18 protein-coding genes are annotated in these 25,393 nt (G+C 67.5%); 6 read left to right on the top strand and 12 right to left on the bottom strand.

Annotated elements, in window-relative coordinates:
- Positions 1 to 449: 449 nt before the first annotated feature.
- The 3 genes from DIR46_RS24610 to DIR46_RS26835 all read left to right on the top strand — a co-directional run bounded on the left by DIR46_RS24610 (position 450) and on the right by DIR46_RS26835 (position 4,955).
- The gene (locus DIR46_RS24610) at positions 450 to 1,973 is read left to right on the top strand and encodes a family 43 glycosylhydrolase (protein WP_109347582.1); all 1,524 of its coding nucleotides are present in this window, start codon (positions 450 to 452) and stop codon (positions 1,971 to 1,973) included.
- The gene (locus tag DIR46_RS24615; RefSeq protein ID WP_109347583.1) at positions 1,970 to 4,336 is read left to right on the top strand and encodes a glycoside hydrolase family 2 protein; all 2,367 of its coding nucleotides are present in this window, start codon (positions 1,970 to 1,972) and stop codon (positions 4,334 to 4,336) included. Before DIR46_RS24610 ends, DIR46_RS24615 begins: the two co-directional genes overlap by 4 nt.
- A 301-nt stretch (positions 4,337 to 4,637) precedes the next feature.
- Complete coding sequence (locus DIR46_RS26835; RefSeq protein ID WP_162819628.1) at positions 4,638 to 4,955, top strand: exo-rhamnogalacturonan lyase family protein; 318 nt, start codon at positions 4,638 to 4,640, stop codon at positions 4,953 to 4,955.
- A 32-nt stretch (positions 4,956 to 4,987) separates the two neighbouring features.
- Here the strand turns inward: DIR46_RS26835 and galK are convergent, their stop codons facing one another.
- From galK to DIR46_RS27655, 5 genes are all read right to left on the bottom strand, one after another.
- Complete coding sequence (gene galK / locus DIR46_RS24625) at positions 4,988 to 6,154, bottom strand: galactokinase (RefSeq protein WP_109347585.1); 1,167 nt, start codon at positions 6,152 to 6,154, stop codon at positions 4,988 to 4,990.
- 7 nt (positions 6,155 to 6,161) lie between these two features.
- Positions 6,162 to 7,226, bottom strand: coding sequence for a UDP-glucose--hexose-1-phosphate uridylyltransferase (locus DIR46_RS24630; RefSeq protein WP_109348144.1), 1,065 nt, complete (start codon positions 7,224 to 7,226; stop codon positions 6,162 to 6,164).
- Between the two features lie 37 nt (positions 7,227 to 7,263).
- Entirely contained in the window at positions 7,264 to 8,934 is a 1,671-nt protein-coding gene (locus DIR46_RS24635) for a sodium:solute symporter family transporter (protein ID WP_109347586.1), read from the bottom strand.
- Positions 8,935 to 9,045: 111 nt separating this feature from the next.
- Positions 9,046 to 9,384, bottom strand: a complete 339-nt coding sequence (locus DIR46_RS26840) for a hypothetical protein (RefSeq protein ID WP_162819630.1) — start codon at positions 9,382 to 9,384, stop codon at positions 9,046 to 9,048.
- 12 nt (positions 9,385 to 9,396) lie between these two features.
- Positions 9,397 to 9,528 carry a hypothetical protein gene (locus DIR46_RS27655; RefSeq protein ID WP_282433164.1) on the bottom strand — a complete coding sequence of 44 codons (132 nt, stop codon included), beginning with the start codon at positions 9,526 to 9,528 and terminating at the stop codon, positions 9,397 to 9,399.
- Between the two features lie 601 nt (positions 9,529 to 10,129).
- Between DIR46_RS27655 and DIR46_RS24640 the strand changes: the two genes are divergently transcribed.
- From DIR46_RS24640 to DIR46_RS24650, 3 genes are all read left to right on the top strand, one after another.
- Complete coding sequence (locus DIR46_RS24640; protein WP_109347587.1) at positions 10,130 to 13,294, top strand: TonB-dependent receptor; 3,165 nt, start codon at positions 10,130 to 10,132, stop codon at positions 13,292 to 13,294.
- Between the two features lie 68 nt (positions 13,295 to 13,362).
- The gene (locus tag DIR46_RS24645; protein WP_109347588.1) at positions 13,363 to 14,394 is read left to right on the top strand and encodes a glycoside hydrolase family 43 protein; all 1,032 of its coding nucleotides are present in this window, start codon (positions 13,363 to 13,365) and stop codon (positions 14,392 to 14,394) included.
- A 46-nt stretch (positions 14,395 to 14,440) separates the two neighbouring features.
- Positions 14,441 to 18,244: a beta-galactosidase gene (locus tag DIR46_RS24650; protein WP_109347589.1), complete on the top strand. Its 3,804-nt coding sequence runs from the start codon at positions 14,441 to 14,443 to the stop codon at positions 18,242 to 18,244.
- A 138-nt stretch (positions 18,245 to 18,382) separates the two neighbouring features.
- On the opposite strand, the gene DIR46_RS27460 is transcribed toward DIR46_RS24650, so the two are convergent.
- From DIR46_RS27460 to DIR46_RS24680, 7 genes are read right to left on the bottom strand one after another with little or no spacing between them, the layout of a single operon-like run.
- Positions 18,383 to 18,685 (bottom strand): hypothetical protein, encoded by a 303-nt coding sequence (locus DIR46_RS27460; protein ID WP_229446395.1) that lies wholly within the window; start codon positions 18,683 to 18,685, stop codon positions 18,383 to 18,385.
- On the bottom strand, positions 18,685 to 19,779 hold the full coding sequence (locus DIR46_RS24655) for an FGGY-family carbohydrate kinase (RefSeq protein WP_229446396.1): 1,095 nt from the start codon (positions 19,777 to 19,779) through the stop codon (positions 18,685 to 18,687). The genes DIR46_RS27460 and DIR46_RS24655 overlap by 1 nt, the downstream gene beginning before the upstream one ends.
- Before the next feature lie 14 nt (positions 19,780 to 19,793).
- Positions 19,794 to 20,846: an ABC transporter permease gene (locus DIR46_RS24660; RefSeq protein ID WP_109347590.1), complete on the bottom strand. Its 1,053-nt coding sequence runs from the start codon at positions 20,844 to 20,846 to the stop codon at positions 19,794 to 19,796.
- Positions 20,843 to 21,874 (bottom strand): ABC transporter permease, encoded by a 1,032-nt coding sequence (locus DIR46_RS24665; RefSeq protein ID WP_229446397.1) that lies wholly within the window; start codon positions 21,872 to 21,874, stop codon positions 20,843 to 20,845. Before DIR46_RS24665 ends, DIR46_RS24660 begins: the two co-directional genes overlap by 4 nt.
- Positions 21,871 to 23,442: a sugar ABC transporter ATP-binding protein gene (locus DIR46_RS24670; RefSeq protein WP_229446398.1), complete on the bottom strand. Its 1,572-nt coding sequence runs from the start codon at positions 23,440 to 23,442 to the stop codon at positions 21,871 to 21,873. The genes DIR46_RS24665 and DIR46_RS24670 overlap by 4 nt, the downstream gene beginning before the upstream one ends.
- A 60-nt stretch (positions 23,443 to 23,502) precedes the next feature.
- Positions 23,503 to 24,522, bottom strand: coding sequence for a rhamnose ABC transporter substrate-binding protein (gene rhaS, locus DIR46_RS24675; protein WP_109347592.1), 1,020 nt, complete (start codon positions 24,520 to 24,522; stop codon positions 23,503 to 23,505).
- Positions 24,519 to 25,379 carry a DeoR/GlpR family DNA-binding transcription regulator gene (locus tag DIR46_RS24680; protein WP_109347593.1) on the bottom strand — a complete coding sequence of 287 codons (861 nt, stop codon included), beginning with the start codon at positions 25,377 to 25,379 and terminating at the stop codon, positions 24,519 to 24,521. Before DIR46_RS24680 ends, rhaS begins: the two co-directional genes overlap by 4 nt.
- Between the last annotated feature and the right edge of the window lie 14 nt (positions 25,380 to 25,393).

Below are 25,393 nucleotides of genomic sequence, written 5' to 3' on the forward strand. Positions count from 1 at the left end.
GCCTGGGCGGTGGGGGCCTTGCAACTCGCTGTCATCAACCCTTGTGCTTGACCACGTGGGCGGCGCAGCGGGCCAATGACGCCGGTACTCGCCGCTGCTGATATGGAAGATCGAACCGTGGCATTGCTTGCTGCGGCCGTCATCGATCCTGGCTGGGCCCGGGCGGCGCAAGCGCTCCGGCCGTGACAGGTCGTCGCTGGTGAGAGCCAGGCAGCCGGCCTGGCGCGCATGCTGGTCGATCCACACCGCCCATCCGCTCGTCTGCGCGATCCGGAACAGGATGGGTCCCCACGTCCTTGCCGGTCGGGTATGCGTGCCGGCCAGGGGAACGATTGATCAGCATGTTGATCGGATGGACATCGTCGCAGGCGGCGGAGCACTCTTATACTGCCGGGCGGGACGCGAGGTTCCCGCATGCTCGGCGCCCCGGGCGCGACACTGGAGAGTCGATGATCGCATATTTCCGCCGCGGCGGCCGGTGCGCCTGCCTGGCGCTGGTCCTGGCGCTTGCTGGCGCGACGCAGCAGGCAAGCGCCGCCCAGACCACCATCCGCAACGGCACCTTCTGGAAGGACACCGCCGGCACGCCGATCTACTCGCAGGGCGGCGGCATCCTCAGGGTCGGCGCGAAGTATTACTGGTATGGCGTGAAATATGCCGAAGCGGTGAGCTACGCCAACGCGCCCGGACGGGCTCTCGATCAGCCGCACTTCAGCGCGGTGACCGCCTATTCGTCGACCGACCTGGTGAACTGGACCTTCGAAGGCGACGTCTTCACGCCCCAGGGCCTTGGCGAGCGCTACGATCCGAAGGCCTGGCTGGGACGCATGGGCGTGGTGTACCACGAGGCGACACGCAAGTATGTGCTGCTCACCCAGTACAGCAGCAAGGGCACGGGCGGCGGCGTGCTGTTCGCCACCAGCGCCAGTCCAAACGGCCCCTTCGTGTTCGAGCGCCTGCAGGCGAAGATCGACAACGTCGCCACTCCCACCTCGGGCGACCAGACCGTATTCACCGACGACGACGGCCAGCCTTACCTGATCTTCAGCAGCAGCGGCGACCGGCGCCAGTTGTACGTGGCGCCGCTGCGCCCATCCGACTTCCTGCAGGTCGAAGCGGCCACGAACATCCACAGTGCGCCGGCGGGCGGACGTGAAGGCAATGCGATGTTCAAGCACCAGGGCCTGTACTATTTCTGCTCGTCCGACCTGCACGGCTGGAACGCCTCGCGCAGCTTCTACATGACGTCGCCGAACATCACCGGCCCGTATACGCCCGAGCGCATCATCGAGGGCACCGAGGCGGACTTTTCACACGTGTCGCAGAACGGCTTCTTCATTCCGGTCCAGGGCAGCGCCGGCGCCACGGTGCTGTATGCGGGCGACCGCTGGAGCAATTTTGCCGGGAACGGGCATGGTTACCATGTCTGGGCGCCGCTGTCCTTCGAGGGCGCCGAGCCGCGGTTCAACTCGCTCAGCGAATTCACGCTGGACGCCGCCCGCGGCACCTGGGTCGCCGGCAAGGGCAATAACTACCTGCTCAACCCCGGCTTCGAGGCGGACCGGGTGCGGCAGACGAGCCTCGCCGGATGGGTGAGCAGCTGGACCAGCATCAAGGGCGATGCGCCGTTGATGAACGTGCTGGATGGACGCACGGGACGCTGGGCACTGAGCCTGCGCCATGCGGGGCAGACGATGGGCAGCGCGATCCAGAACGTCACGCTGCCGAACGGCCGCTACACTCTCAGGGCGTGGGTGAAAAGCAGCGGCGGCCAGCGCGTGGCGCGCCTGTACGCGTCCGGCCACGGCGGCGCCGGGATCGCCCGCTCCTTGCCGGACAAGTTGGCGCACTGGACGGAGGTGACGCTGCCCGGCATCCAGGTCGCCACCGGCAGCGTGCAGATCGGCGTCTATTCGGAAGGGAAGGACGGCGATTGGCTCGCCCTCGACGACTTCAGCCTGGTGCGGGAATGATGAACATCGCAACGATGACGATGGGCGCGGCCCGCTTGGCCGTGTTTGTGCTTGTGCTGTCCGCGCCCGCACTGGCGGCGCAGCTGAACCTGAACGCATCCTGGCAGTTCTACCGCGACGAGGGCGGCCAGGTCGCCAGCGCCGACCAGGTGCCGGAGGGCGCCTGGTCGGAAGTGAACCTCCCGCACGCGGCGCGTATCGAGCCGCGCGTGCCCGCAGCGCCCTGGCAGGGCACCGTGTTCTACAAGAAGCGCCTGGACGTCAAGCTGCGGCCGGGCGAGCGCGCCATCCTGCGTTTCGAGGGCGTGATGAATGTGGCCGACGTCTGGCTGAACGGCCGCCACCTGGGACAGCACCTGGGCGGCTACCTGCCGTTCGCCTACGACGTCACCGATGGCTTGCGGACTACGGGCGCGAATGAACTCGTGGTGCGCGCCAATAACGAGGACAATCCCATCACCGGCCCCAAGCCGCTCAAGCAGCTCGACTACATCCAGCATGGCGGCATCTACCGCGACGTGCGGCTATCGATCAAGCCGCCAGTGCACGTCACGGACGAGATGCTCTCGGCCACGCCCGGCGGCGGCGGCGTATTCGTGACGTATCCGCGCGCCGACAAGGACGAGGCGCTGGTGCAGGTACAGGCCGAGGTCAGCAACACGTCGCGGAGCCCGCAGGCGGTCACCGTCCGCCACACGCTGGCATGGGAGGGCCGCCAGGTGGCCCGGGTTGAAGAGCGGCTGCGCCTCGCGGCCGGGGAACGGCGCCATGTCACCATGCCGCTGACCCTGCGCGCGCCAAGATTGTGGTCGCCGCGCTCGCCCAGCCTGTACCGGTTGGAGACGAGGGTCTCCGCTGCCGGCCACGAGGACGTGGTCGCGACCCGTATCGGCGTGCGCCGCCTGGCGTTCGAGGACGGCCGCCTGCTGCTCAACGGCGAGCCGCTGCGCCTGCGCGGCGTCAACCGTCACCAGGAATATCCCTACGTCGGCTACGCGCTGTCGCCGCAGGCCGACGCGCGCGATGCGCTCCTGATCAAGCGCTATGGCTTCGACTTCGTGCGCTTGTCGCACTATCCGCAGTCGCCGGCCTTCATGGCGGCGGCAGATGAACTGGGCCTGATGGTCTTGCCGGCCATTCCCGGGTGGCAGTTCCACAATCCCGACCCGGCCTTCGCGCGCCAGGCGCTGCGCACCTGCGCCGACATGATCCGGCGCGACCGCAACCACGCCAGCGTCCTGGCCTGGGAATGCTCGCTCAACGAAACCGACATGCCGGCCCCGCTGGTGCAGGCGCTGCACGCCACCGTGCACCAGGAATACCCTGGCGACCAGGCCTGGTCCGCCGGCTGGGTGCCGCAGACCTATGACCTCTACCTGCAGGCGCGCCAGCACAGGATCGGCAGCAGGCATGCCTTGCCGGCCAAGCCGCTGATCGTGTCCGAGTATGGCGACTGGGAATACTATGCGATGAACGCGGGCCTGAACCAGGATGCCTGGGCCGACCTCAAGCCGGCCGACCGATCGAGCCGCCAGGCGCTGGGCAGCGGCGAAACGCGGCTGCTGCAGCAGGCGCGCAACGTGGCCGAGGCCCACGACGACAATGCCGCGACGCCCGCCTTCGCCGACGGCTACTGGGTCATGTTCGACTATGCGCGCGGTTATGCACCGGATCTCGAAGAATCGGGACTGCTCGGCATCGAGCGCCTGCCAAAGTTCGCGGCCGAGTTCTTCCGCTCCCAACGTAGCGCCACCGAGAGTTCACCCCGCTGGCGCGGCGGCCCGATGGTCTTCATCGCCAGCTACTGGCAGGCCGGGTCCAGTCCGCGCGTGCGCGTGTTCAGCAATGCCGAGGAGGTCGAGCTGCGACTGAACGGCAAGCCGGTAGGACGCAAGCAAGGCGCGCCATCCCGCGCCCACCCGCGTCTGGCCCATCCGCCGATCGAATTCGATACAGGCGGTTTCGCGCGCGGCGAACTCGTGGCGCTGGCCTATTCCGGCGGACGGCTCGTGGCCGAGCACCGCGTGCGCACGCCGCAGCGGCCGACGACGCTGGCGCTGGAAATCGACGACCTCGGCGTGCCCGCGGTCGCCGGCGACCTGGTCTTCCTGCGCGCCCGTCTGCGCGACGCCAACGGCACCACGGTGCCGGCGAGCGGCACCGAAGTCGCGTTTTCCGGCATCGAAGGCGCGCAGATCGTCGGTAGCGACGTGGCCGCGAGCGAGGCCGGGATCGCCAGTGTGCTCGTGCGCGTGACGGGGCCGCGCGCCGGCGTCAGGGCGCGGGCGCAGGCGGGCGGCCTGCATGGAGCGCTCGTCGGCGCCCCAGGTTCTGGTGGGAGAAGCCGGTCGAAAAAGAGATGATGAGAGGATCGCCATCCCGCAGGCGTTTCGTGCAGCTGGCAGCGGCACTGGCCGCCGTACCAGGCGCACCGATCGTCTCCCACTCCGCTACCGCGAATGTCGGGGGCGAAGGCAAGCCGGTCGCCGGCGCGCTTCGAAAGCGCCACCCTGGGCGTGCCGTGGCCGCGCGGCCGGGTGACGATGCAGCGCCTGCGCCAGGTCGCGCTGCGCCAGGATGGGGCCGAGCCGGAAGGCCAAGGCAGTGTGCGCCGCGAACTCTTCACCAGCAAGGTCGCGCACGTCACGCTGGAGCAGGGGGGCGGTGCGGGCCGTCGTCAAGCTCGACGGCGTGCACGCGGCGCGCGCCGGCGGCACGCGCGACTGGCTCCCGTTCTCGCTGCGCCTGTACTTCCATGCCGGTGCGGACAACGTGCGCATCATTCATTCCTTCATCGATGACGGCGACCCGGCCAGGGATTTCATCGGAGGACTCGGCGTGACGGCGAGGGTAGCCATGAACGATGCCAGCCACGACCGCCACGTGCGCGTTGCCGGCGAAAGGGAGCGGTGCTCAAGCTCCGCCCGGACACGCCCCAGTACTATATCGCCGGCGCCAGCGGCATGCGGTTGGACAACGTGATCGTCAACGGCCAGAAGGCCGTGTTGTAGGCCTCACAGGCTGCCGGCGCCGGCAGCCGCGCGGCAGACATGCACGGTGGCCTGCGCGCCGTTCGGCGCCCGGTATTCGCGGTCCAGCGCCTGCCGCGCGGCCTCTACCAGCTCTTCCGGCACCAGCGCCACCACGCAGCCGCCGAAGCCGCCGCCGGTCATGCGCACGCCGCCGGCTTCTCCGATCGCTTCCTTGACGATGTCGACCAGGCGGTCGATCGCGGGCACGGTGATCTCGAAGTCGTCGCGCATCGATGCGTGCGAGGCCGCCATCAGTTCCCCCATGCGTTGCAGGTCGCCAGAGGCCAGCGCCCCTGCCGCCGCGACGACGCGCTCGTTCTCGCTGACGACGTGGCGTGCGCGGCGCAGCGTGACCGGATCGAGCCCGGCGCCTTTCTCGGCAAGCATGGCCAGGTCGACGTCGCGCAGGGCCGGCACGCCGAAGTGACGCGCCGCTTCCTCGCACTGCGCGCGGCGCGTGTTGTAGGCGCTGTCGACCAGGCCGCGGGTGATGTGCGATTCGACGATCATGATCGCCGCGCCAAGCGGGATCGGCACCGGGCTGACTTCCAGCGAACGGCAGTCGATCAGCAGGGCATGGTCCTGGACGCCGCAGGCGGAGCTGATCTGGTCCATATTGCCGCACTTGCAGCCGACGAAGTCGTTTTCCGCCCGTTGTGCGACCAGGGCCGCCTCGATCGGTCCCAGGCCCGGATAATCGGGGAGGGTGGAGAAGAGGGTGCAGACCGCCACCGACAGCGAGGCCGATGACGACAGGCCGGCGCCTTGCGGCACGTCGCCGGCGATGACCATGTCCATGCCGCGCAACGAGCGGCCAGCCGGCTCGCGCTGCAGCAGTTCGTGCACCACGCCGCGCACGTAATTGGACCACATCGGCGCGGCCAGGCGTTCGATCGGCTTGTCGAGCGCGTATTCGTCGATGGCGTCGTCGTAGTCGGCGGCCACCACCCGCATGCAGCGGTCGGCGCGCGGGCGCGCCACGATCACCGTGCGGTATCCGATGGCGCAGGGCAGCACCAGGCCGCCGTTGTAGTCGGTGTGCTCTCCGATCAGGTTGACCCGGCCCGGGGCCTGGACCCGGATCGTGGCCGGCTGGCCGAAGGCGGCCAGGAAGACGTCGGCCGCTCTGGCCGTCAAGGAATCGCTCATCGTGCGCTCAAGGGTTGGAAGCAGGGGTATCAGGGGCATCGAGGTAGTGCACCTCGTCGGAAACGGCGCGCAGCATGGCGGCCGCCTGTTCCGGCGTCAGATCGCGCTGGGCCTCGGCCAGCATCTCGAAGCCGACCATGAACTTGCGCACCGAGGCCGAACGCAGCAGCGGCGGATGGAAGTGGGCATGCAACTGCCAGGCCTGGGCATTGTCACCCTCGCCATACGGCGCGCCGTGCCAGCCCATCGAATAGGGGAACGATGTCTGGAACAGGTTGTCGTAGCGGATGGTCAGGCGCTTGAGGGCGAGCGCCAGGTCGGTGCGCTGCTCGTCGTTCAGTTCTTCCAGCCGCTGGATCGGGAACCGTGGCAGCAGCAGCGTCTCGAACGGCCAGGCCGCCCAGTACGGCACCACGGCCAGCCAGTGCGTGGTCTCGACCACCACCCGCTCACGCGCCTGCGCCTCGCGCTCGGCGACATCCAGCAGCAGCGGCCGGTCGTGTTCGGCGTGGTAGGCGCGCTGGTTGCGGTCTTCGCGCGCGGGCAGGTCGGGCAGGAAGCTGGTGGCCCAGATCTGGCCATGCGGGTGCGGGTTGGAGCAGCCCATCGCCGCCCCCTTGTTTTCGAACACCTGGACCCAGCGGTAGCTGGCGCCCAGTTCGGCCGCCTGTTCGCACCAGGTGTCGACCACCTCGCGCAGCGCCGGCAAGGGCAGCTGGGGCAGCGATTTGGCATGGTCGGGCGAGAAGCAGATCACGCGGCTGGTGCCGCGCGCACTCATGCTCTGGAACAGCGGATCGGCGCCCGGCGGCGCCTCCGGGGTGTCGGGCATCAGGGCCGCGAAATCGTTCGCGAACACATAGGTGCCCTGGTAGTCGGGGTTGCGCTCGCCGTTGACGCGCACATTGCCGGCGCACAGGTAGCAGCCCGGGTCGTGCGCTGGCCTGGGCGCGCGGTCGGGGGCTTCCTGCTGCCCCTGCCAGGGGCGCTTGGCGCGGTGGGGAGAGACAAGTATCCAGTCGCCGCCGAGCGGATCGTAACGGCGGTGCGGGTGGTCGGTAGGGTTGAACATCGCGTTTCTCGTCATGGTCGGTTGGTCGGTCTTGAGCTTACCATCCGAGGCCATAGATGGCGACCAGCAGCACGCAGATCACGGCCGAGCCCAGCGCGAAGCCGCCATCGACACGGAACAGCGAGCGGTCGATGTGCATGCGTTTGAGCGTGCCGTCCTGCTCTGCCATCTTGCTCATCACCACCATGCCGATGACGACCATGATGAACACGATCAGCATGCGGTCGAGGAAGGGGATCTCGTAGACGCCGGCGCCGTTGTCGACCGCGAAGCCGATCGGCGCCAGGAACGACAGGTCGATCGCCAGCGGCAGGAATTTCAGGAACACCGAGAACACCAGGCCGCCGATGGTGGCGAACATCGCCGCCGCCGCCGTGGTCTTGCGCCAGTAGAAGCCGAGCAGGAACATCGCCAGGATGCCGGGCGAGACGAAGCCGGTGTATTCCTGGATGTACTGGAAGCCGCCTTTCTTGTCGATGCCCATCAGTGGCGCCAGCAGCACGGCGATGGCCATCGAGACCACTACCGACACCCGGCCGATCCACACCATCTTCTGCTCGCTGGCTTCGCGGTTGAAGTGCTTGTTGTAGATGTCGAGCGTGAAGATGGTGGCGATGCTGTTGGCCTTGCCGGCCAGCGAGGCCACCACGGCCGCCGTCAGGGCCGCGAAGGCCAGGCCCTTGATCCCGGCCGGGAGCAGGGCGAGCAGGGTCGGATAGGCGCGGTCCGGATTGAGTTCGCCGTTCGGACGCATGGCGTCGCCCAGCGTGCCCGAACGGTCGAGCGCATAGGCGGCGATGCCCGGCAAGACCACGATGACCGGCATCAGGAGTTTCAGGAAGGCGGCGAACAGCAGGCCCTTGCGCGCGGTATGCAGGTCCGCGCCGAGGGCGCGCTGGATGATGTACTGGTTGCAGCCCCAGTAGTTCAGGTTCACGATCAGCATGCCGCCGATGATGGTCGACATGCCAGGCAAGTCCATATAGCTCGGATTGTCGCGCGAAAGCACCATGTCGAAATGCTCGCCGGCGCGCAGGTACAGCTCGCTCATGCCGCGCAGGGCGCCCTGGCCGCCGGCCAGCGCCGCCACCAGGTCGAGGGCGATCCAGGTGGTGACCAGGCCGCCGATCACGAGGCACAGCACCTGCACCACGTCGGTGTAGCCGATCACCTTCATGCCGCCCAGCGTGATCACGGTGGCGAACACCGCCAGGAACAGCATGCAGGCCATCACGTCCAGGCCGGCGATGCTGCTGATCGCCAGCGCGCCGAGGTAGAGGATGGCGGTGAGGTTCACCACCACGTAGAGGCCCAGCCAGAACACGGCCATGGTGGTGGCCACCGCCTTGCCGTAACGCTGCTCGAGGAATTGCGGCATCGTGTAGATGCGGTTCTTGAGGTAGACCGGCATGAAGAACACGGCCACGATCACGAGGGTCACTGCCGCCATCAATTCATAGACGGCGATGGCCATGCCGATGCGGTAGCCGGAGCCGCTCATGCCGATGAACTGCTCGGCCGAGATGTTCGAGGCGATCAGCGAGGCGCCGATTGCCCACCAGGTGAGGGAACCCTCGGCGAGGAAGAAGTCGTGGGTGGCCTTGCCGCTGCTGCGCTTCTTGCGCCAGTAGATCCAGATGCCGTAGGCCGAGATGGCCACGAAGTAGACCAGGAAGACAAACGTGTCGAGCGTGGTGAATGGGGTCATTGGTCGATGTCTCTATGCCGCCGGGGTCTCATGTCCCGGTCGTGGTTATCGGTCGGGCGCGGCCTCGCTTGCCAGACCGTCGCCGCTGCTGTGGTGCGTCATCGCGCCAGCTCAGCGATAGTACCGCAGAACTTTCGTTTCCGGGTGTCCGGGCTGCTCGAACTGGCGATTAATGAAAGAAAAAAGACAAGTTCGAAGGGCTTCGAAAGTTTTTATTGTCGATTCCTTTCGATTCATGCATTGCGATTGCCTTTGTAATGATTCGGTTTTCCGCGACCTGCGCCCCGTGTTGTCGGATACGCCGAAGGCGATGGTGTGGACGACGCGCCGCGTCACCAGCGCCCGCCGCAGCAGTCCGACCAGGTCTTCCAGGCCGAGCCAGGTGACCATCTGGCGGTGGGTGACCGGCGCGGGCAAGCAGTAGCCGATGCGGATGCAGACGGTCTCCACCCCGCAGCGGTCCTAGTAGTGACGCGACAGGTTCTCGCCCCAGGCCTTCGACAGGCCCGGAAAACCGTCGGCGCGCGGCGGCATGCCGGCGTCGGCCCGCTGGCTCGTTTCGTCCATGCGCCCGCGCCGGTCATAGGGATGCATTTGAATGGTTTGCTCATGATGTCGATACTGGTGGATGAAGCACGTCAGGAGCGTCATTACCGGATGAATCGGCGCGCTCGTCAATCCGGGCGGTGCGATCGGTCACGATGTTGAGTGATTGGCGGCCAGCCGCCACGCGCATGGCCGGATGCTGAACACTGCGGGCGCTGGCGCACTCCTGCCTTGGCTGCGACGGCGTCGACGGATGGAAACCTACCTGGGTCGCCCCGCATCGGCCTTGGCCGCCCTGTTGACCGCGGTGCGAAGGTCGATGGGCTGCATTCATGGAGCCCAGGCCACGGCGGCCAATGCGACGTGGTCACCACTCTCCTGGTCCTTTCGCGCGGCAGGTCGCGCGCTCGCAGCTGTCGAACGTGGAGGCCCGGTTCTACGCGCTGCCTTGACGCGGCCAGTGCGGCTTGCGCATCACGCACATCCCGGGAATCGCTCAAGCGCTTGAGCGAATCCCGGTTGGATCTGCCTCATTCGATCAGGTGCATGATTCTTTCGGTGTAATACGGGATCAAGCGACTGTACGCACATAGAATGTTTTCAAGGCCGAGCAGTACATCTAAAACAGAGCCCTTGGAGACGACAACCGATGAACCATGCAACGACACGCACGCAAGTGCTGTACCCGACCCGCTGCGCGCGTGCGGTGGCCGCAGTGATTGCCATCCTGGCCGCGCACGGCGCGCTGGCGCAGGAAGCCGCCCGCACCGTACCTTCCAGCACGCCTTCGGCCAGCGCGCCGCCAGCCACCATCAGCGACGCCGAGACCGCGCCAGCGGTGGTCCACATCGCCGGCACGCGGCGCTCGGTGGCCTCGGCCATCGACCGCAAGCTGCGCGCGAGTACCGTATCCGATTCCATCGTGGCCGAAGACATCGGCCAGTTCCCCGACAAGAACGTCGGCGAGGCCCTGTCGCGCGTGACCGGCGTGCAGCTGTCGCGTGACTTCGGCGAAGGCTCGCAGATCTCGATCCGCGGCGTCGAGCCGGACCTGAACCGCATCGAGATCAACGGCATGTCGGTGCTGAACACGAGCGGTACGGCAGGTCGCGGCGCCGAGTTGCGCGAGCTGGCATCGGAGCTGATCGGCTCGATCGACGTCTATAAAGGCATCACTGCCGACATGACCGAAGGCGGCGTCGGCGGCTCGGTGTCGATCAAGACGCGCAAGCCGCTCGACTTCAAGGAGCCGACCATCGGCACCAGCATCTCGGCCGAACACGCGACCTCGCGAGGCGGCGTCCAGCCGCGCGGCAACCTGTACATGGCGGACAAGTACATGGGCGGCAAGCTGGGTCTGATGGCCAACTTCGTCTATGACGAGGTCCATACCCGCAACGACTATGCGCGCAATACATCGTGGCGCTTCATCCAGGACTGGGACAAGTCGCCCGAGAAGACCGTGGTCAGCACCGATCCGCGCCTGGCCGCGATCGGCGATGCGGGCGGGTGCTCCACCGCAGGCCTGACGACCGCCCAGGCCGACGCCTGCCGTCGCCAATGGTTCGACTACTCGCCGGGCATTGCGCGCTACGGCATCTGGACCCGCGACCACAAGCGCTCGTCGGGCGAGGTCACGGCGCAGTACGAGTTCAGCAAGAACTTCAACGCCTGGGTGAGCTACCAGGCCAATACCCAGCGCCAGCGCCTGAACGACCGCAACTTCGGCACCGACTTCCCGGATGCGAATCGGCTGGCGAACCCCGGCCAGGCGCCGGTCTACAACCCGGCCACCGGCGTACCGACCACTGCCGGCACCTGCCTCCCGGCGTCCACGACGCCCGACGATATGGTGATCACCAACCACCACGTCACCTCCTACACTGTCGGCAACTGCCTGTACGCCGCGGGCCGCGGCGGGCAGGGCGCCTTCGGCACGTCGGCGCGCGACTTCCAGCTCGACATCGATTCGCGCTACGCCACCTCGGGCTTCCTGTACAAGCGCGACCGCCTCGAGGTCGAAGGCCTGTTCGGCACCTCGCGCTCGCATTACGACAGCGACAGCAACAATATCGCGCTGACCCAGAATGCGCCGGGGCTGAAGGTGACCCTGGACGACCAGGGCTTGCCGCGCTTTACCTTCCCGGCCGGCTACAGCCCGGACGATCCAGCCTCCTACGTCCAGGCCCAGCTCCAGTATCGCCCCAGCGAGACCAAGAACCAGGAGGACCAGGCCAAGGTCGACCTGCGCTACCGCTTGACCACGCCGTTCTTCACCAAGCTGTGGTTCGGCGCCCAGGCCCGCAAGGCCGAATCGACCCAGTACAACGGCGGCGGCTACCTCGCCAGCAGCGGCGCCAATCCCGCTTCGACCGCCGACGACATCAACGTTCGCGGCGCCAACATCAACCAGACGGCGATCTACGACCCGTTCTATACCGGCGGCGCGCAGCGTCCGAACGACGCCCAGTCCTTCATCAACTCGGGCTTCTCGACCCGTTACATCAACGCGGCCCAGATGGCGCAACTGATCAGCGCCGTCAGCGGCCGCTCGCCCGGCACCTTCTTCGGTGGCCTCGGGGACATCAAGGGCATGCCGTCCGGCTGGATGTCGCCGGTGTTCGCGAATGCCTTGCCATTCTTCGACACCTCGGCTTTCAACCACGACTACCTGTATAACTCGCCTGGGAGCGACGGCAACACCTATCCGCAGATTCCGGCCTTCGGCGTGGAAGAGAAGATTGCCGCCACCTATCTGCGCCTGGACTGGGCCACCCAGTTGTTCGGTTACGAGGTCGACGGCAACATCGGCATGCGTTATACCCGCACCGACAACAAGTCCTCGGGCTTGCAGCGCTACTCGGTGCGTACCGAGACGTCCCCCGGCTCCACGACCTACACCGACGTCGTCGTGAGCAACGGCGTGGTCACGGTCGACAACACCTACCACGACTGGCTGCCGAGCTTCAACGGCGCCTTCTGGTTCATCGACAACAAGTTCCTCGCCCGCGTCGGCTGGGCCAAGGCGATGGCGCGCCCGCGCATGGACCTGCTGGCGCCGAACGCCACCTGCGTCCTGGGCAGCGGCAATCCGCAGTTCGGCGGCGAAGGCGTCGATACCTGCACCGCCGGCAATCCGGACCTGAAGCCCTACCGCTCGACCAACACGGACTTCAGCCTCGAGTACTACCCGACCCCGGACAGCCAGCTGTCGCTGGCCGTGTTCGAGAAGGACATCTCGAGCTACGTGATCGAACGCGTGCTGACCCGCGACGTCGACCTGTTCAAGAATGGCCAGCGTTTCAACGTCACCCAGGCCGTCAACGGCGAGGGCGCCACCACCAAGGGCATCGAGCTGGCCGGCCGCACCGCGCTGACCTTCCTGCCGGGCTGGCTGAGCGGCTTCGGCGTCGACGCCAACTATACCCGCATGGACTACAAGTACGCGCCGGGCAAGGAGCGCCTGAACCTGCTCGACGACACCGTGCTGCCATATCCGGGCATGTCGAAAACCGCCTATAACCTGTCGCTGTGGTATGACCAGGGGCCGGTCAATGCGCGCCTGGCCTATACCTACCGCGACCGCTTCTTTACCGGCGCCAATGACGTCTCGGGCAACCCGGTGTTCCAGGAAAAGACCGGCTTCCTGGATGCGAAGATCCAGTGGCGCTTCAACGACCGGGTGTCGCTTGCACTGGAGGGCAAGAACCTGACCGACGAAGTGCAGCGCAGCGATGCGGGCGACCCGTTCCGGATCAATGAACTGGCATGGTCGGGACGCCGCTACTTCCTGACCCTGGGCGTCAAGATCTGATGTCGCTCCCGATGTCTGCAGCCAGCCGCCCTTGATGGGTGGCTGGCTTTTTCGCTGGAGAGGACACCATGAAGTTCATTGCTCTGCCGGTCCTGTGCATGTGGCTGGCTCTGGCTGGCTGTCAGGCGCCGCCCGCATCCGAGCCAGACGCCGGATTCGCCAACCCGTTGGTGCGCCAGCGCGCCGATCCCCATGTCACCCTGCATCCGGACGGCTGGTACTACCTCACCGCCACCGTACCCGAGTACGACCGCATTGAGCTGCGCCGCGCGCGCAGCCTCGACGCACTCGGCAAGGCCGAGGCGAAGGTCGTCTGGCGCAAGCACGCCAGCGGCGAGATGGGCGCCCATATCTGGGCGCCCGAGCTGCACCGCATCGACGGCAAGTGGTATCTGTACTTCAGCGCCGGGCGCGCCGACAAGGTGTGGGAGATCCGGTTGTACGTGCTGGAGAACAGCGCAGAAAATCCTTTCGATGGCGAATGGATCGAGCGCGGGCAGCTCAGGACCGGCTGGGAGAGTTTCGCCCTCGACGCCACCACCTTTGCGCACCGCGGCCAGCGCTACCTCTCATGGACCCAGGTCGCGCCGGATGGCAGCAAGGGCACCAATATCTACCTGGCGAAGATGGACGGGCCGCTGGCGATCCGCCAGCCGGCGGTGCTGCTGACACGGCCCGAACATGACTGGGAAAGGCTCGGTCATTGGGTCAACGAAGCGCCGGCGGTGCTGGTCAGGAATGGCCGCGTGCTGATGACGTATTCGGCCAGCGCCACCGACGCCAGCTATGCGCTCGGCCTGCTGTGGGCGCAGGAGGATGCCGACCTGCTCGATCCGGCCTCGTGGACCAAGTCGCCGCAACCCGTCCTGCGCAGCAGCGAAAAGACTGGCCAGTATGGACCGGGACACAACAGCTTCACCACCAGCCCGGACGGCAAGACCGATATCCTGGTCTACCATGCGCGCAACTACCGCGACATCGCCGGCGAGCCGCTGCGCGACCCGAATCGCCACACGCGCGCACAGGCGATTGGCTGGCGCGCCGACGGCATGCCGGACTTTGGCGAACCGGTCGCCGACAGGGAGGCAGGGAATCAATGAGGAATATTGACGTTCAGGGTAACGATTTGCAGCAAAGGAGTGTGGCATGAAGTGGTATCACCCGATGGTGGCTTGCGCCGCCCTGTGGTCGGCAGGGCTCGCGTCGGCCCAGGAACTCGGCATTCCCCAGGGTTCGGGCGTGGAGGCGGCGCGTGACGCCGCCGAAGCGGCGAAGAACGCCGACCAGGTGGTCCTGATGCCGGCGCTGACGGCCGGCGCGGCCAACGCGCTGAGCATCCTGGTCTCGCGCGACGGCGCCGATTTCACCTCGCTGGCTTCCGAGACCTGGACGCCGCCATCCGGCGCCCTGCGCGATCCGGCGCTGGCGCAGCACGCCGACGGTCGCTATTACCTGGCGTATGCGAACGGCGCGGGCGGCATCGGCCTGGCCCGCTCGCAGGACCTGCGCCGCTGGGAGTTCGTGCGCGACCTTCCACTGGGCGGCGCGGTCCAGGCCGGCAAGCCTGGCTGGGTGCGCGAGCCTGACGGCGCGCTCAAGCTGGTGCTCGCGAGCGCCGGAGGCATCCAGGTCGTCGCGCCGGACGCGCACATGGACAACTGGTCTGCGCCACGGCGGCTGGAAGGGCTGGCCGGCCACCTCGAGGCGGTTGTGCTGGGCGATGGCGCAGGCTATCTGGCGGTGGCGCGCCAGCAGGACGGCCGGCTGGTGCTGGCGCGCGCCGGCGCCCTGGCCGGCCCGTGGAAGATCGACGCTACCCTCGACGAGCTCGGCGCCGGCATGACGGCGGCGGCCCTGGTGCGTCATGGCCAGGCCCTGCGCCTGTATGGTGTCGACGCCGACCGGCGCGCATGGCACGCCGACAGCCTCGATGGGGGCCGCAGCTGGAGCGAACGGCGGCGCCTGACCGGCACCGCCGCGATGGCGTCCGGATTCGGCGCGCTGGCGGCCGATGACAAGGCGCTGGCCAGCATATCCACTCCCCACGGACCGCCGCGCAAGGTGAGCTGGGACCAGTACTCGCTCAAGATCGACGGCAAGCGGGTGGTGGTGTGGTCGGGCGAGATCCACCCGTTCCGCTTGCCGAATCCGGCCCTGTGGCGCGACGTGATGCAGAAGATGAAGGCGCTGGGCTTCAATGGCGTGGCCTTCTATTTCGATTGGGGCTATCACTCGCCGGCGCCGGGCGTCTACGATTTCTCGGGCATCCGCAACGTCGAGCGTGCGCTGCAGATCGCGAAAGAGGAGGGCATGTACATCATCGCGCGCACCGGTCCTTACATCAATTCGGAACTCACCGGCGGCGGCTATCCCGGCTGGATGTTCCGCAACCGCGGCGAGGCGCGCACCGACGATCCGGTGTACCTGGCGGCGGTGGACGAGTGGATGACCCAGATCAATGCGATCATCGCGCGCCACCAGGTTACCGACGGCGGCGGCAACGTGATCGCCTACCAGCTCGAGAACGAGCTGGGCAAGGTGGAGCCCAAGCACGTGCGCCAGATGGAGCACCTGGCGCGCAAGGCGCGCCGCGACGGCATCACGGTGCCGTTCTTCCACAATGCCGCCGGGCGCCTGCCCGACTGGACGCCGAAGGGCTCGAGCGCGGCGTGGGCCAATCCCGGCCCGACCGACATCTACGCCTTCGATGGCTACCCGGGCGGCAGCTGCGACGTGCACGCCAGTCCCGCGGGCGCCAACAAGGCGCCCGACTGGGGCATCTATGGCGCGCCGGGCCCGCGTGCGGGCGCGCTGTCTTCGCCCGCCACGCCGGGCTTCGCGGCGGAACTGGGCGGCGGCTGGTTCGACTACTGGGGCTCGAACGGCACCTATGTCTGCACCGCCGAGCGCCAGGGCAAGGGCTACCAGCGGGTCTTCTACGGCACCAACCTGATCAACCGGATCACGATCCACAACGTTTACATGACCTTTGGCGGCACGTCCTGGGGGTGGCTCGCGGGCCCGGTGGTCTACACCTCGTACGACTACGGCGCGGCGATTGCGGAAGACCGCGGCCTGCGTCCCAAGGCCTACGCGCTCAAGCAGCAGGGCATGTTCGTGCAAGCTGCAGAGGCCGTGCTGGCCGAGATGGACAAGGGGCCGCCGCTGGCGCCGGCGGAGGGCAAGGTCAAGGTCTACCACAACATCAACAAGCGCCTGGGCACCCACGTGGTGTTCGCCGCCCACAACCCCGTTGATGGCAAGGGCGAGGAGCGCTTCAGCGTCAGGCTGGCCACGCGCGACGGCGAGTACACGATCGCGTCGCTGCTGCGCGGCCAGGACGCGCGCATGCTGCTGGCGTCCTACGACATGGAACGCCAGCGCCTGGTGTATTCGACCTCCGAGCTGCAGACGCACCTGCGCGACGGCGAGCGCGACATCGTCCTGCTGCATGGGCGCGATGGCCTGGAGGGCGAGACCGTGCTGCGCTACGCCGGCGCGCCGACGGTCGAGGTGCCGGCGGGGCGGGTGCAGTCGCGCTGGGATGCGGCGAAGGGCGACCTGGTGCTGAACTACGTGCACGAAGGCCTGGCGCGGGTACGCATCTCGGGCGGCGGGCGTGCCCCGATGCTGCTCCTGCTGGCGGATGAACCGACCAGCATGCAGTTCTGGACCGAGGACACCGGGGCTGGACGCGCCCTGCAGCTGACGCCGGCCCTGGTGCGATCGGCGCGGCTCGCCGGCGGTCTGCTTGCCATGACGGGCGACGTCGACCAGGATGGCGCCATCGAGATCTGGGGCCCGGCGTTCGAGACCGCCAGCTTCAATGGCCAGCCTCTCGCGCTCACGCGCCAGCCCGGTGGCAGCATGCGCGCCGCTGGCCTGAAGGGACCGGCGGCGGTGCGCGTGCCGGACCTGGCGCGCCTGACCTGGACCCGGCGCATGGACAGCCTGGAGGCGGCGCCGCGCTTCGACGACAGCGCCTGGGTGCAGGCCGACCGGCGTCCGTCGGCGGCCCAGACCTGGACCATGCCCGAACGGGGCCAGCCAACGCTGGCGATGAGCGACTACGGTTTCCATCACGGCGACGTGTGGTATCGCGGCCGCTTCACCAGCACCGATCCGAAGGCCAACCAGCTTGAGCTGTTCTACGGAGCCGGTGGCGCCGGCATGATCCAGGTGTGGATCGATGGCCGCTTTGTCGGCCAGCACGAGCTGGACACCGGCCGCTCGTTCCCGGAGACGACCGACAGCGTCAAGCTCGACCTGGGCAAGCTGCCGCCGGGCGAGCACGTGATCGCGGTCATGGTGCGCAACAATGGCCATAACTGGAACCTGATGGCGGACGACTTCCACCGCGAGGCGCGCGGCCTGATCTCGGCCTCGCTGACGCGCCGTGGCGGCCAGCGCTTCGGCACGCCGATCGCCTGGCGCATCCAGGGCCGCCGGGGCGGCGAGGAGCTGGTCGACCGCGTGCGCGGCCCGATGAACAACGGCGGCCTGTATGGCGAGCGCGCCGGCTGGCACCTGCCTTCCACCCCATCCCGGGGTTGGCAGTCCACGCGTCAGACTGACGCCCCACCAGCCGCCGGCACCTACTGGCTGCGCACGCAATTCAGGCTCGACCTGCCGCGCGACCACGACGTCCAGCTGGCCCTGGCCTTCGGCGACACCGCCAAGCCACGCTCCGACCGCGACAACCGCGCGCTAATCTTCGTCAACGGCTGGAACATGGGCCAGTTCATCGCCCACATCGGCCCCCAACGCACCTTCGTCATCCCGCCGGGCATCCTCAACCCGAACGGCGAAAACACGATAGCGCTCGCAGTGACAACCGACGGCCGCCCCGACAACGCCCTGGAACCCGTCAAGCTTGTCGCCCTGCGCACTACCCGCGGCGGCGTCCCCCTCGACATCATGAATGGCCAGGACGAGCCGCCCCAGAAATAGCGGTTCCTATCCAACCAATAAATAGGGTCAGTAAATAGGGTCAGTAAATAGGGTCAGTAAGTAGGGTCAGTGTCGAATTGTTTGCCAACTTCAGTAAATCAATTGGCAAATAATTTTACTCTGACCCTACTTGTTGGGTTATTGGGCGTGGGATAGTTGCGGGATGGTTGCGGCGAGTGCGGCGCGCCAGGCGGTGCGGTAGGCGGAGAGGCCGGCGACGGTGCGCGGCGGCTTGGGGTGGTGTTGGGCGCTTGGGGTGGCGTCGCGGTAGCGCAGGAGCCAGCCGCCGCAGGTGGTGCCGCTGGCGTCGTCGGAGTAGGCCAGGGCCTGGTGGGGACGCAAGCTGGCCAACAGGGGACCGAACCAGGGATTGGCGGTGAAGGCGCCTTCGACGGTGATCGAGCCGCGCGCGCCGAGCGCGTCCAGGCAGTAGTCGGTCATCAGGACGCAGTACAGCGTGGCGAGCGCGAAGCGTTCGCCGACGTCGGCGGGGGCGGGCCATCGATGCGGCCTGCCTGGCCTGCGAAAGGGCCGCCGCCGTCGGCGAAGCAGGGCAGCGCCATCGTGCCGCGCGCGATCAGCCGTTCGAGCTGTTCGAATGAACACGTGCCTGGCTGGTCGCCGGCCAGCGCGCCGAATTCACGCCCGCCCATGAAGCGCATGCAGGCCACCGGCTGGCCGAGGGCGTTGGTATTGGCCAGCATGTCGGCGTCTTCGCGCAGGCCATCCAGGCTGGCGCCGAAGGCGGCCGCGATCAGCCAGGTGCCCGTCGAAAGCACAGTACGTGGCGAGGTGGCGCCATCGCGGCTCAGGTGGCGCAGCAGCGAGGCATTGCTGTCGTGGATGCCGCACAGGACTTCGCAGGATGGCGCCAGCCCGGTGGCTTGTGCTACCTCGGGACGCAGCACGCCGAGCGAGGCCGAGGCCGGCGCGAGCGGCGGCAGTTGCGCTTCCCAGCCCATGCGCCTCACCAGCGACGAATAGTCCTGGCGCACCGGATCCCATAGATCGGTATGGCAGCCGAGCGAGGTCGCTTCGCCGGCGGCCACGCCGCACAGGCGCCAGGCCCAGTACTGCGGGTACATCAGGATGTGGCGCGCCCGCGCGAAGGCATCCGGGTGTTGTTGCTGCAGCCAGGCCAGCTGGCGGCCCAGGTTCAGGCCCGCCGGCAGCAGCGGTGAATAGGTCTGCGCATAGGCGGGCCGCAGCGCGGCGTAGTCGAGACCCGGCAGCGCCGTCTCGTAGTCGAGCACCGGCAGCACCAGACCGTCGTCGTCGACCAGGGCGGCGGTGGCGCCGTGGGTGACTGGAACGATCGCCGTCACCCGCGCCTGGCCGGAGAAGGCGCGGCACGTCGCCAGCATCCAGTCCCAGATGCCGTCGGTGTCGTGATGCGGATAGGGACCATCGTGCCGGATCGCATTGGGCCGGCGCCGTTCGGCCAGCAGCCGCCCGGCAGCATCGACCAGGGCCAGCTTGACGTTCGTCTTGCCGATGTCGAGGACGATCAGGGCGTCGTTCGGAGTCGCTTGCATGGGATCGCGCTCCATCAATGGCGGGTCGGCTTGCCGCGCAACAGGCGCGACAGCGCGATGGTCGCCAGCAGCAGCGTGCCCACCACGATCGTCATATAGATGCCGGGCACGTTGGCCAGCGCCAGGCCATAGGTCACGGCGCCCATCGTGAGCACCGCCAGCAGCACGCCGCCGATCGTGCCGGCGCCGCCGGCGATGCTCACGCCGCCCAGGATCACCATGGTGATGATCTCGAGCTCCCAGCCGGTGGCGATGTTCGGCCGCGTGCTGCCGATGCGGCCGGTCAGCAGGAAGGCCGCCAGGCCCGCCATCGCGCCGGTGAGCATGAACAGCCCCAGTCGGTAGCGGTCGACCGCGATGCCCGAGAAGCGCGCGGCGTCCGGATTATTGCCGATGGCGTAGATGCGGCGTCCCGCCGTGGTGGCATGCAAGACCACGGCAAACAGCAGCGCGAATCCGAGCAGGATCACGAAGGCGCGCGGGACCACGCCGCAGAAGGTGCCCTGGCCCCAGTCCGCCATCAGCTGCGGGTAGTTGGTGAAGGCCTGGTCGCCCAGCGCAACGCTGGCCAGGCCCCGGTACAGGGCGATGGTGCCGATGGTGACGACGATCGAGGGCAGCATGAAGCGCGTGACCAGGAAACCGTTGAGCCAGCCGCAGGCCAGGCCGGTGCCGATCGCCACCAGCACCAAGGTCTCGGGAGGCAGGCCGGCGCGGTGAGCCAGGCCCATGGCGACCGAGGACAGCGCCAGCGTCCCGGCGACCGAGATGTCGATCTCGCGGCAGATGATCAATAAGGCCATCGGCAGCGCGATCAGGGCCTTCTCGCTGAAGTTGACCGTGCCGTCGAGCAGATTGTAGGGATCGAGGAAGTGCTCCAGCGTGACCCCGCCGGCGACGAACACCGCCAGCAGCAGCAGGGCAAGCAGGGTCTCCCAGCGCGCCAGCACATGGCGCAGGCCTGGCCGCTGGCGGTCGAGGATCGTATAGCGCGAGGTATGGCTGGATTGGTTCACGGTCTTGGTGTCCATTGGGGTTTCGACCTCGGCGATGCCGGTCGCATTCATGCTGCGCTCCTTGTTGGGCTCCCCGCCGCAGGAAGTCCGGTGCGGTGCAGCGGCAGGATCTGGCGGCTGCGTTTGCGGTTGCCGCCGGCATTGAGCAGCACGGCGACCAGGATCACGGCGCCGGTCAGCGCGCTTTGCCAGAACGGCGAGACTTGCAGCACCGGCAAGGCATTGCCGATCACCGACAGGAACAGCGCGCCGAGCACCGTGCCGAGCACCGAGCCGACGCCGCCGGCGATGCTGGCGCCGCCGATCACGCAGGCGGCGATCACGGTGAATTCGAAGCCATAGGCGATCTCGGTGTAGGCGACCGCATACCGCGCCACCCACAGGTAGCCGCACAGGCCCGCCACCATGCCCGACAGGCCATAGGTCCAGAGCAGACGGCGCGCGGTCGGAATGCCGATATAGGCGGCGCATTGCGGCGCATTGCCGATCGCGTACAGGTCGCGGCCGAAGCGCGTGTGACGAGCCAGGAAGGCCATCGCCAGCACCGCACCAAAAGCGATCCACACCAGATGCGGCAGGCCGAACAGGCGCTGCAGCGGGAAGCCGATGAAGTTGGCCGGCATCTGGTGCGCCGATACCCAGGCGCCGCCCGAGATCACGAACACCAGTCCGCGGTACACGCTCATGGCGCCCAGCGTGACGACGATCGGCGGCAGCCCCAGATAGCCGATCAAGCCGCCGTTGACGAGCCCCAGCGCCAGGCCCGTGCCGGCCGCGGCCAGCATCACGAACACCAGCGGCAGCTGCGGACTGTTCGATGCCAGCATGGCCGCAACCATGCCCGACAGGGCCAGGTTCGAGGCCACCGACAGGTCGATCCCGCGGGTGACGATCACCAGCATCTGGGTCAGGGCCAGCATCACGAGCAGGGTGCTGTCGGTGAGCAGATTGGCCAGCGAGGCGGTTGTCAGAAACACCGGCGCGCGCAGGCCGACCAGCAGCACCAGCGCCACCACCATCATGGCCAGCAGGGCTTCGCGCTGCTTCATGATATCCATGAAGGCGTTTCGCTTGTTCATGACGCCGCCTCCAGACCCAGGTCGACCCCGGACGCGGCGGCAACCACGGTCTCGGGCGTAGCTTCGGCGCGCGTGAACTCGCGTACCACGCGTCCGTGGCGCATCACCACTACGCGGTCGGCCAGCCCCAGCACCTCGGGCAGTTCGGACGATACCAGGATCACCGACAGGCCGCGTTCGACCAGCCCGCTCACGAAGCGGTGCACGGCGGCCTTGGAGCCGATATCGATGCCCTTCGTGGGTTCGTCGAGAATGATGACCTTGGGATCGGTGGCCAGCCACTTCCCGAGCACCACCTTTTGCTGGTTGCCGCCCGAGAGCTCGTCGACGTTCTGGCTCAGGTAGGCGGCCTTCAGTTCGAGCTGTTCAGCGAAACGCCGGGCCAGGGCCGCTTCGGCGCGAGCACGCGGGAAGAAGCCGAACGTCGACAGGATCGGCAGCGTGATGTTGTGCATGATCGGCATGGTCAGGTGTGCGCCATGATGCTGGCGGTCCTCGGGCACATAGGCCAGGCCGCGCGCAATCGCTTCTCCGGGATTGCAAAATACCGCCGGCTGGCCCTCGAGCCGCACGCTCCCGGTCACCCGCGGCGTCAATCCGAACAGCGCCTGCATCACCTCCGAGCGCCCGGCGCCCACCAGCCCGTAAAAGCCGAGGATTTCTCCCTTGCGCAGGGTGAAGCCGACATCCTGGAATTCGGTCGGGTGGCTCAACCCCTCGACCTCCAGCAGCTGCGCGCCGATCTCCACCTCGGCCTTGGGATAGGCCTGGTGCACCGCGCGGCCGACCATCAGCGCCACCAGTTCCGGCTCCTTCACGTCGGCCAGGCGTCCTTCGGCGACGAACTGGCCATCGCGCAGCACCGTGTAGCAGTCGGCCACCTCGTAGATCTCGTCGAACTTGTGCGAGATGAAGATGACGGCGGTGCCGCGTGCGCGCAGCCCGTCGATGATGCGGTACAGCTCGCGGATCTCGCGCTGCGACAGCGCGGCGGTCGGTTCGTCCATGATCACCACGCGCGCATCCTGCGACAGGGCGCGTGCGATCTCGACGAAGTGGCGCTGGGCCACCGACAGGTCGCGCACGCGGGCGCGCACCGGCAGCGACACCTCGAGGCGGGCGAACAGCCCCTCGGCCTCGGCCTCGATCCCGGCCCAGTCGATGCGCCCCGCCAGGCCGCGGGTCGGGTGGCGGCCCACATAGATGTTCTCGGCCACCGATAACTCGTCGAACATCACGGTTTCCTGGTGCACGGCGGTGATCCCGGCGGCCATCGCTTCTTGCGGGCTGCCGAAGGACACGGGCTTCCCGTCGAGCAGGATCGCGCCTTCGTCGGGACGGTGGATACCGGTCAGGGTCTTGACGAGGGTCGACTTGCCGGCCCCGTTCTCGCCGATCAGGGCCATGACTTCGCCCGGACGGATGGACAGGCGCACGCCATTGAGCGCGCAGACGCCGTTGAAGCGCTTGGTGATCCCGGTCAGCTGCAGTACCGGCGTGGCGGGCGCGCCGTCGTTCGGGCGCAGGGAGGGCTTGTCAGTTGGGTCACTGGCATATGGGTGTTGCAAACGGATGAAAGGCGCCGCGCGCATCGACCAGGCGGTCGCGCGCGCGGCGGACTGGCCGGCTCAGAACAGCTTGGCGAACTGGTCGACGTTGCCGGCGTTGTAGGTGAACGGCGGGCCGAGGGCGGTTTCGCCGTTCGCATCCAGCGTCACGGCGCCCAGGCGGCCGACCGAGACGATCGCGCCATCGCCCGATTGGGCCTTGCCGGTCACGAACTGGTGCGCCGCAAAGGTGGCGGCGTAGCCGAGATCGATCGGATTCCAGATCGCGAACTCGCGCACCGCGCCGCTCTTGACGTGGCCGGCCATCTCGGACGGCAGGCCCAGGCCGGTGACGAACACCTTGCCCACCAGGCCTTCGTCGGCCACCGCCTTGCTGGCGGCGACGATGCCGACCGTGGTCGGGGCGATGATCGCCTTCAGGTTGGGGTGACTGCGCAGCAGGCCGATGGCTTCGCGGTAGCTCTTGTCGGACTGATCGTCGCCATACACGGTCGCCACCAGCTTGAGGCCCGCGTACTGGGGCTGCTCGAGCGTCTTCTTCATGACGCCGATCCAGATGTTCTGGTTGGTCGCCTGGGCCGACGCCGACAGGATCGCCAGCTCGCCCTTGCCGTTCATTTCGGCCGCCGCCATCTCGATCTGCTTCTGGCCGATCAGTTCCGCGTTGGAGGGATTGAGCTGCATCTGGCGCCCGCCCGGGGCCAGCGCGCTGTCGAACGAGATGACCTTGATCCCGCGCTGCATCGCCTTCTTGGCGATCGGCACCAGGGCATTGGGATCGTTGGCCGAGACCACGATCGCATCGACCTTCTGGCTGATCAGCGAGTTGATGATCTCGATCTGGCCTTCCGCGCTGGGCGTGGTCGGACCGGTATAAATGATCTCGACGCCGCCGATCTCGGCGGCGGCATCCTTCGCGCCCTGGTGGGCGGCATCGAAGAAGCCGTTGCCCAGGCTCTTCACGACCATCGCGATGCGGGTCCGTTCAGGCGCGTCCCCGGTCTTCTTGTCGGCGCAGCCGGCCAGGCCGGCGAACACACCGACCGCCGCGGCGGCCAGCAGGAGCTGTTTGATCTTCAATGCGAAATCTCCATCAGGGCTGCGGACTGGAAGTCATATTGGGGACTGTAGCGCGTGGTGCGCAGCGCCGGCATCTCGCCATCGGGTTCGACGGTGACGACCTTCACGCCATACTGCTCGAGCAGCTGCACCGCCTTGTCGGAAGCGTCGGTATCGGTGATCACCGTGGACACGCGATCCAGGCCGCACAGGATCAGGCCGGCCTTGCGCGCGAACTTCGAGCTGTCGGCCAGCACCACCAGTTCCTCGGCCTGGCTGATCAGGCGCTTCTCGGCCTGGATCAGCAGCGGGTCGGCTTCCATCAAACCCAGCAGCGACAGGCCGTAGACGCTCATGAACATCTTGGTGGCGTAGTGGTGCTGGGTGATGTCGTTGTCGAAGGGCGAGAGGATGACGTTCTGCTCGCGGTACACGCGCCCGCCCGGCACGATGATCTCGTTCTCGCTCGAGACCAGCAGGCGCTCGGCCATCAGGAAAGAGTTGGTCAGGATCTTGAGCTGCTTCTCGGTGAGGAACTCGGCCATCATGAAAGTGGTGGTGCCACCGTTGATGATGATCGTCTCGCCGTCGTTGCACATGCCCGCCGCATGGCGGGCGATGGCGCGCTTGCGCGAGGCGAAGCACTGGATATTGTTCTGGAACGTTTCGCTGGTCAGCGGGAACTGGCGGGTCTTGGGCAGCAGGTTTTCGGCGCCGCCCCGGGTGCGGGTGAGCAGGTTGCGTCCCGCCAGCCAGCTGATGTCGCGCCGGACCGTCGCCGGGGACGCGTTGAGCCATTCGACAAGCTGCTGGACCGTCGCCGACTGATGCTCGGCAAGCAGTTTCAGCAAACGCTTGCGGCGTTTGTGATTCACCATATTGTGTCTCCTCC

The organism is Massilia oculi (assembly GCF_003143515.1).
Taxonomy (GTDB): domain Bacteria; phylum Pseudomonadota; class Gammaproteobacteria; order Burkholderiales; family Burkholderiaceae_D; genus Telluria; species Telluria oculi.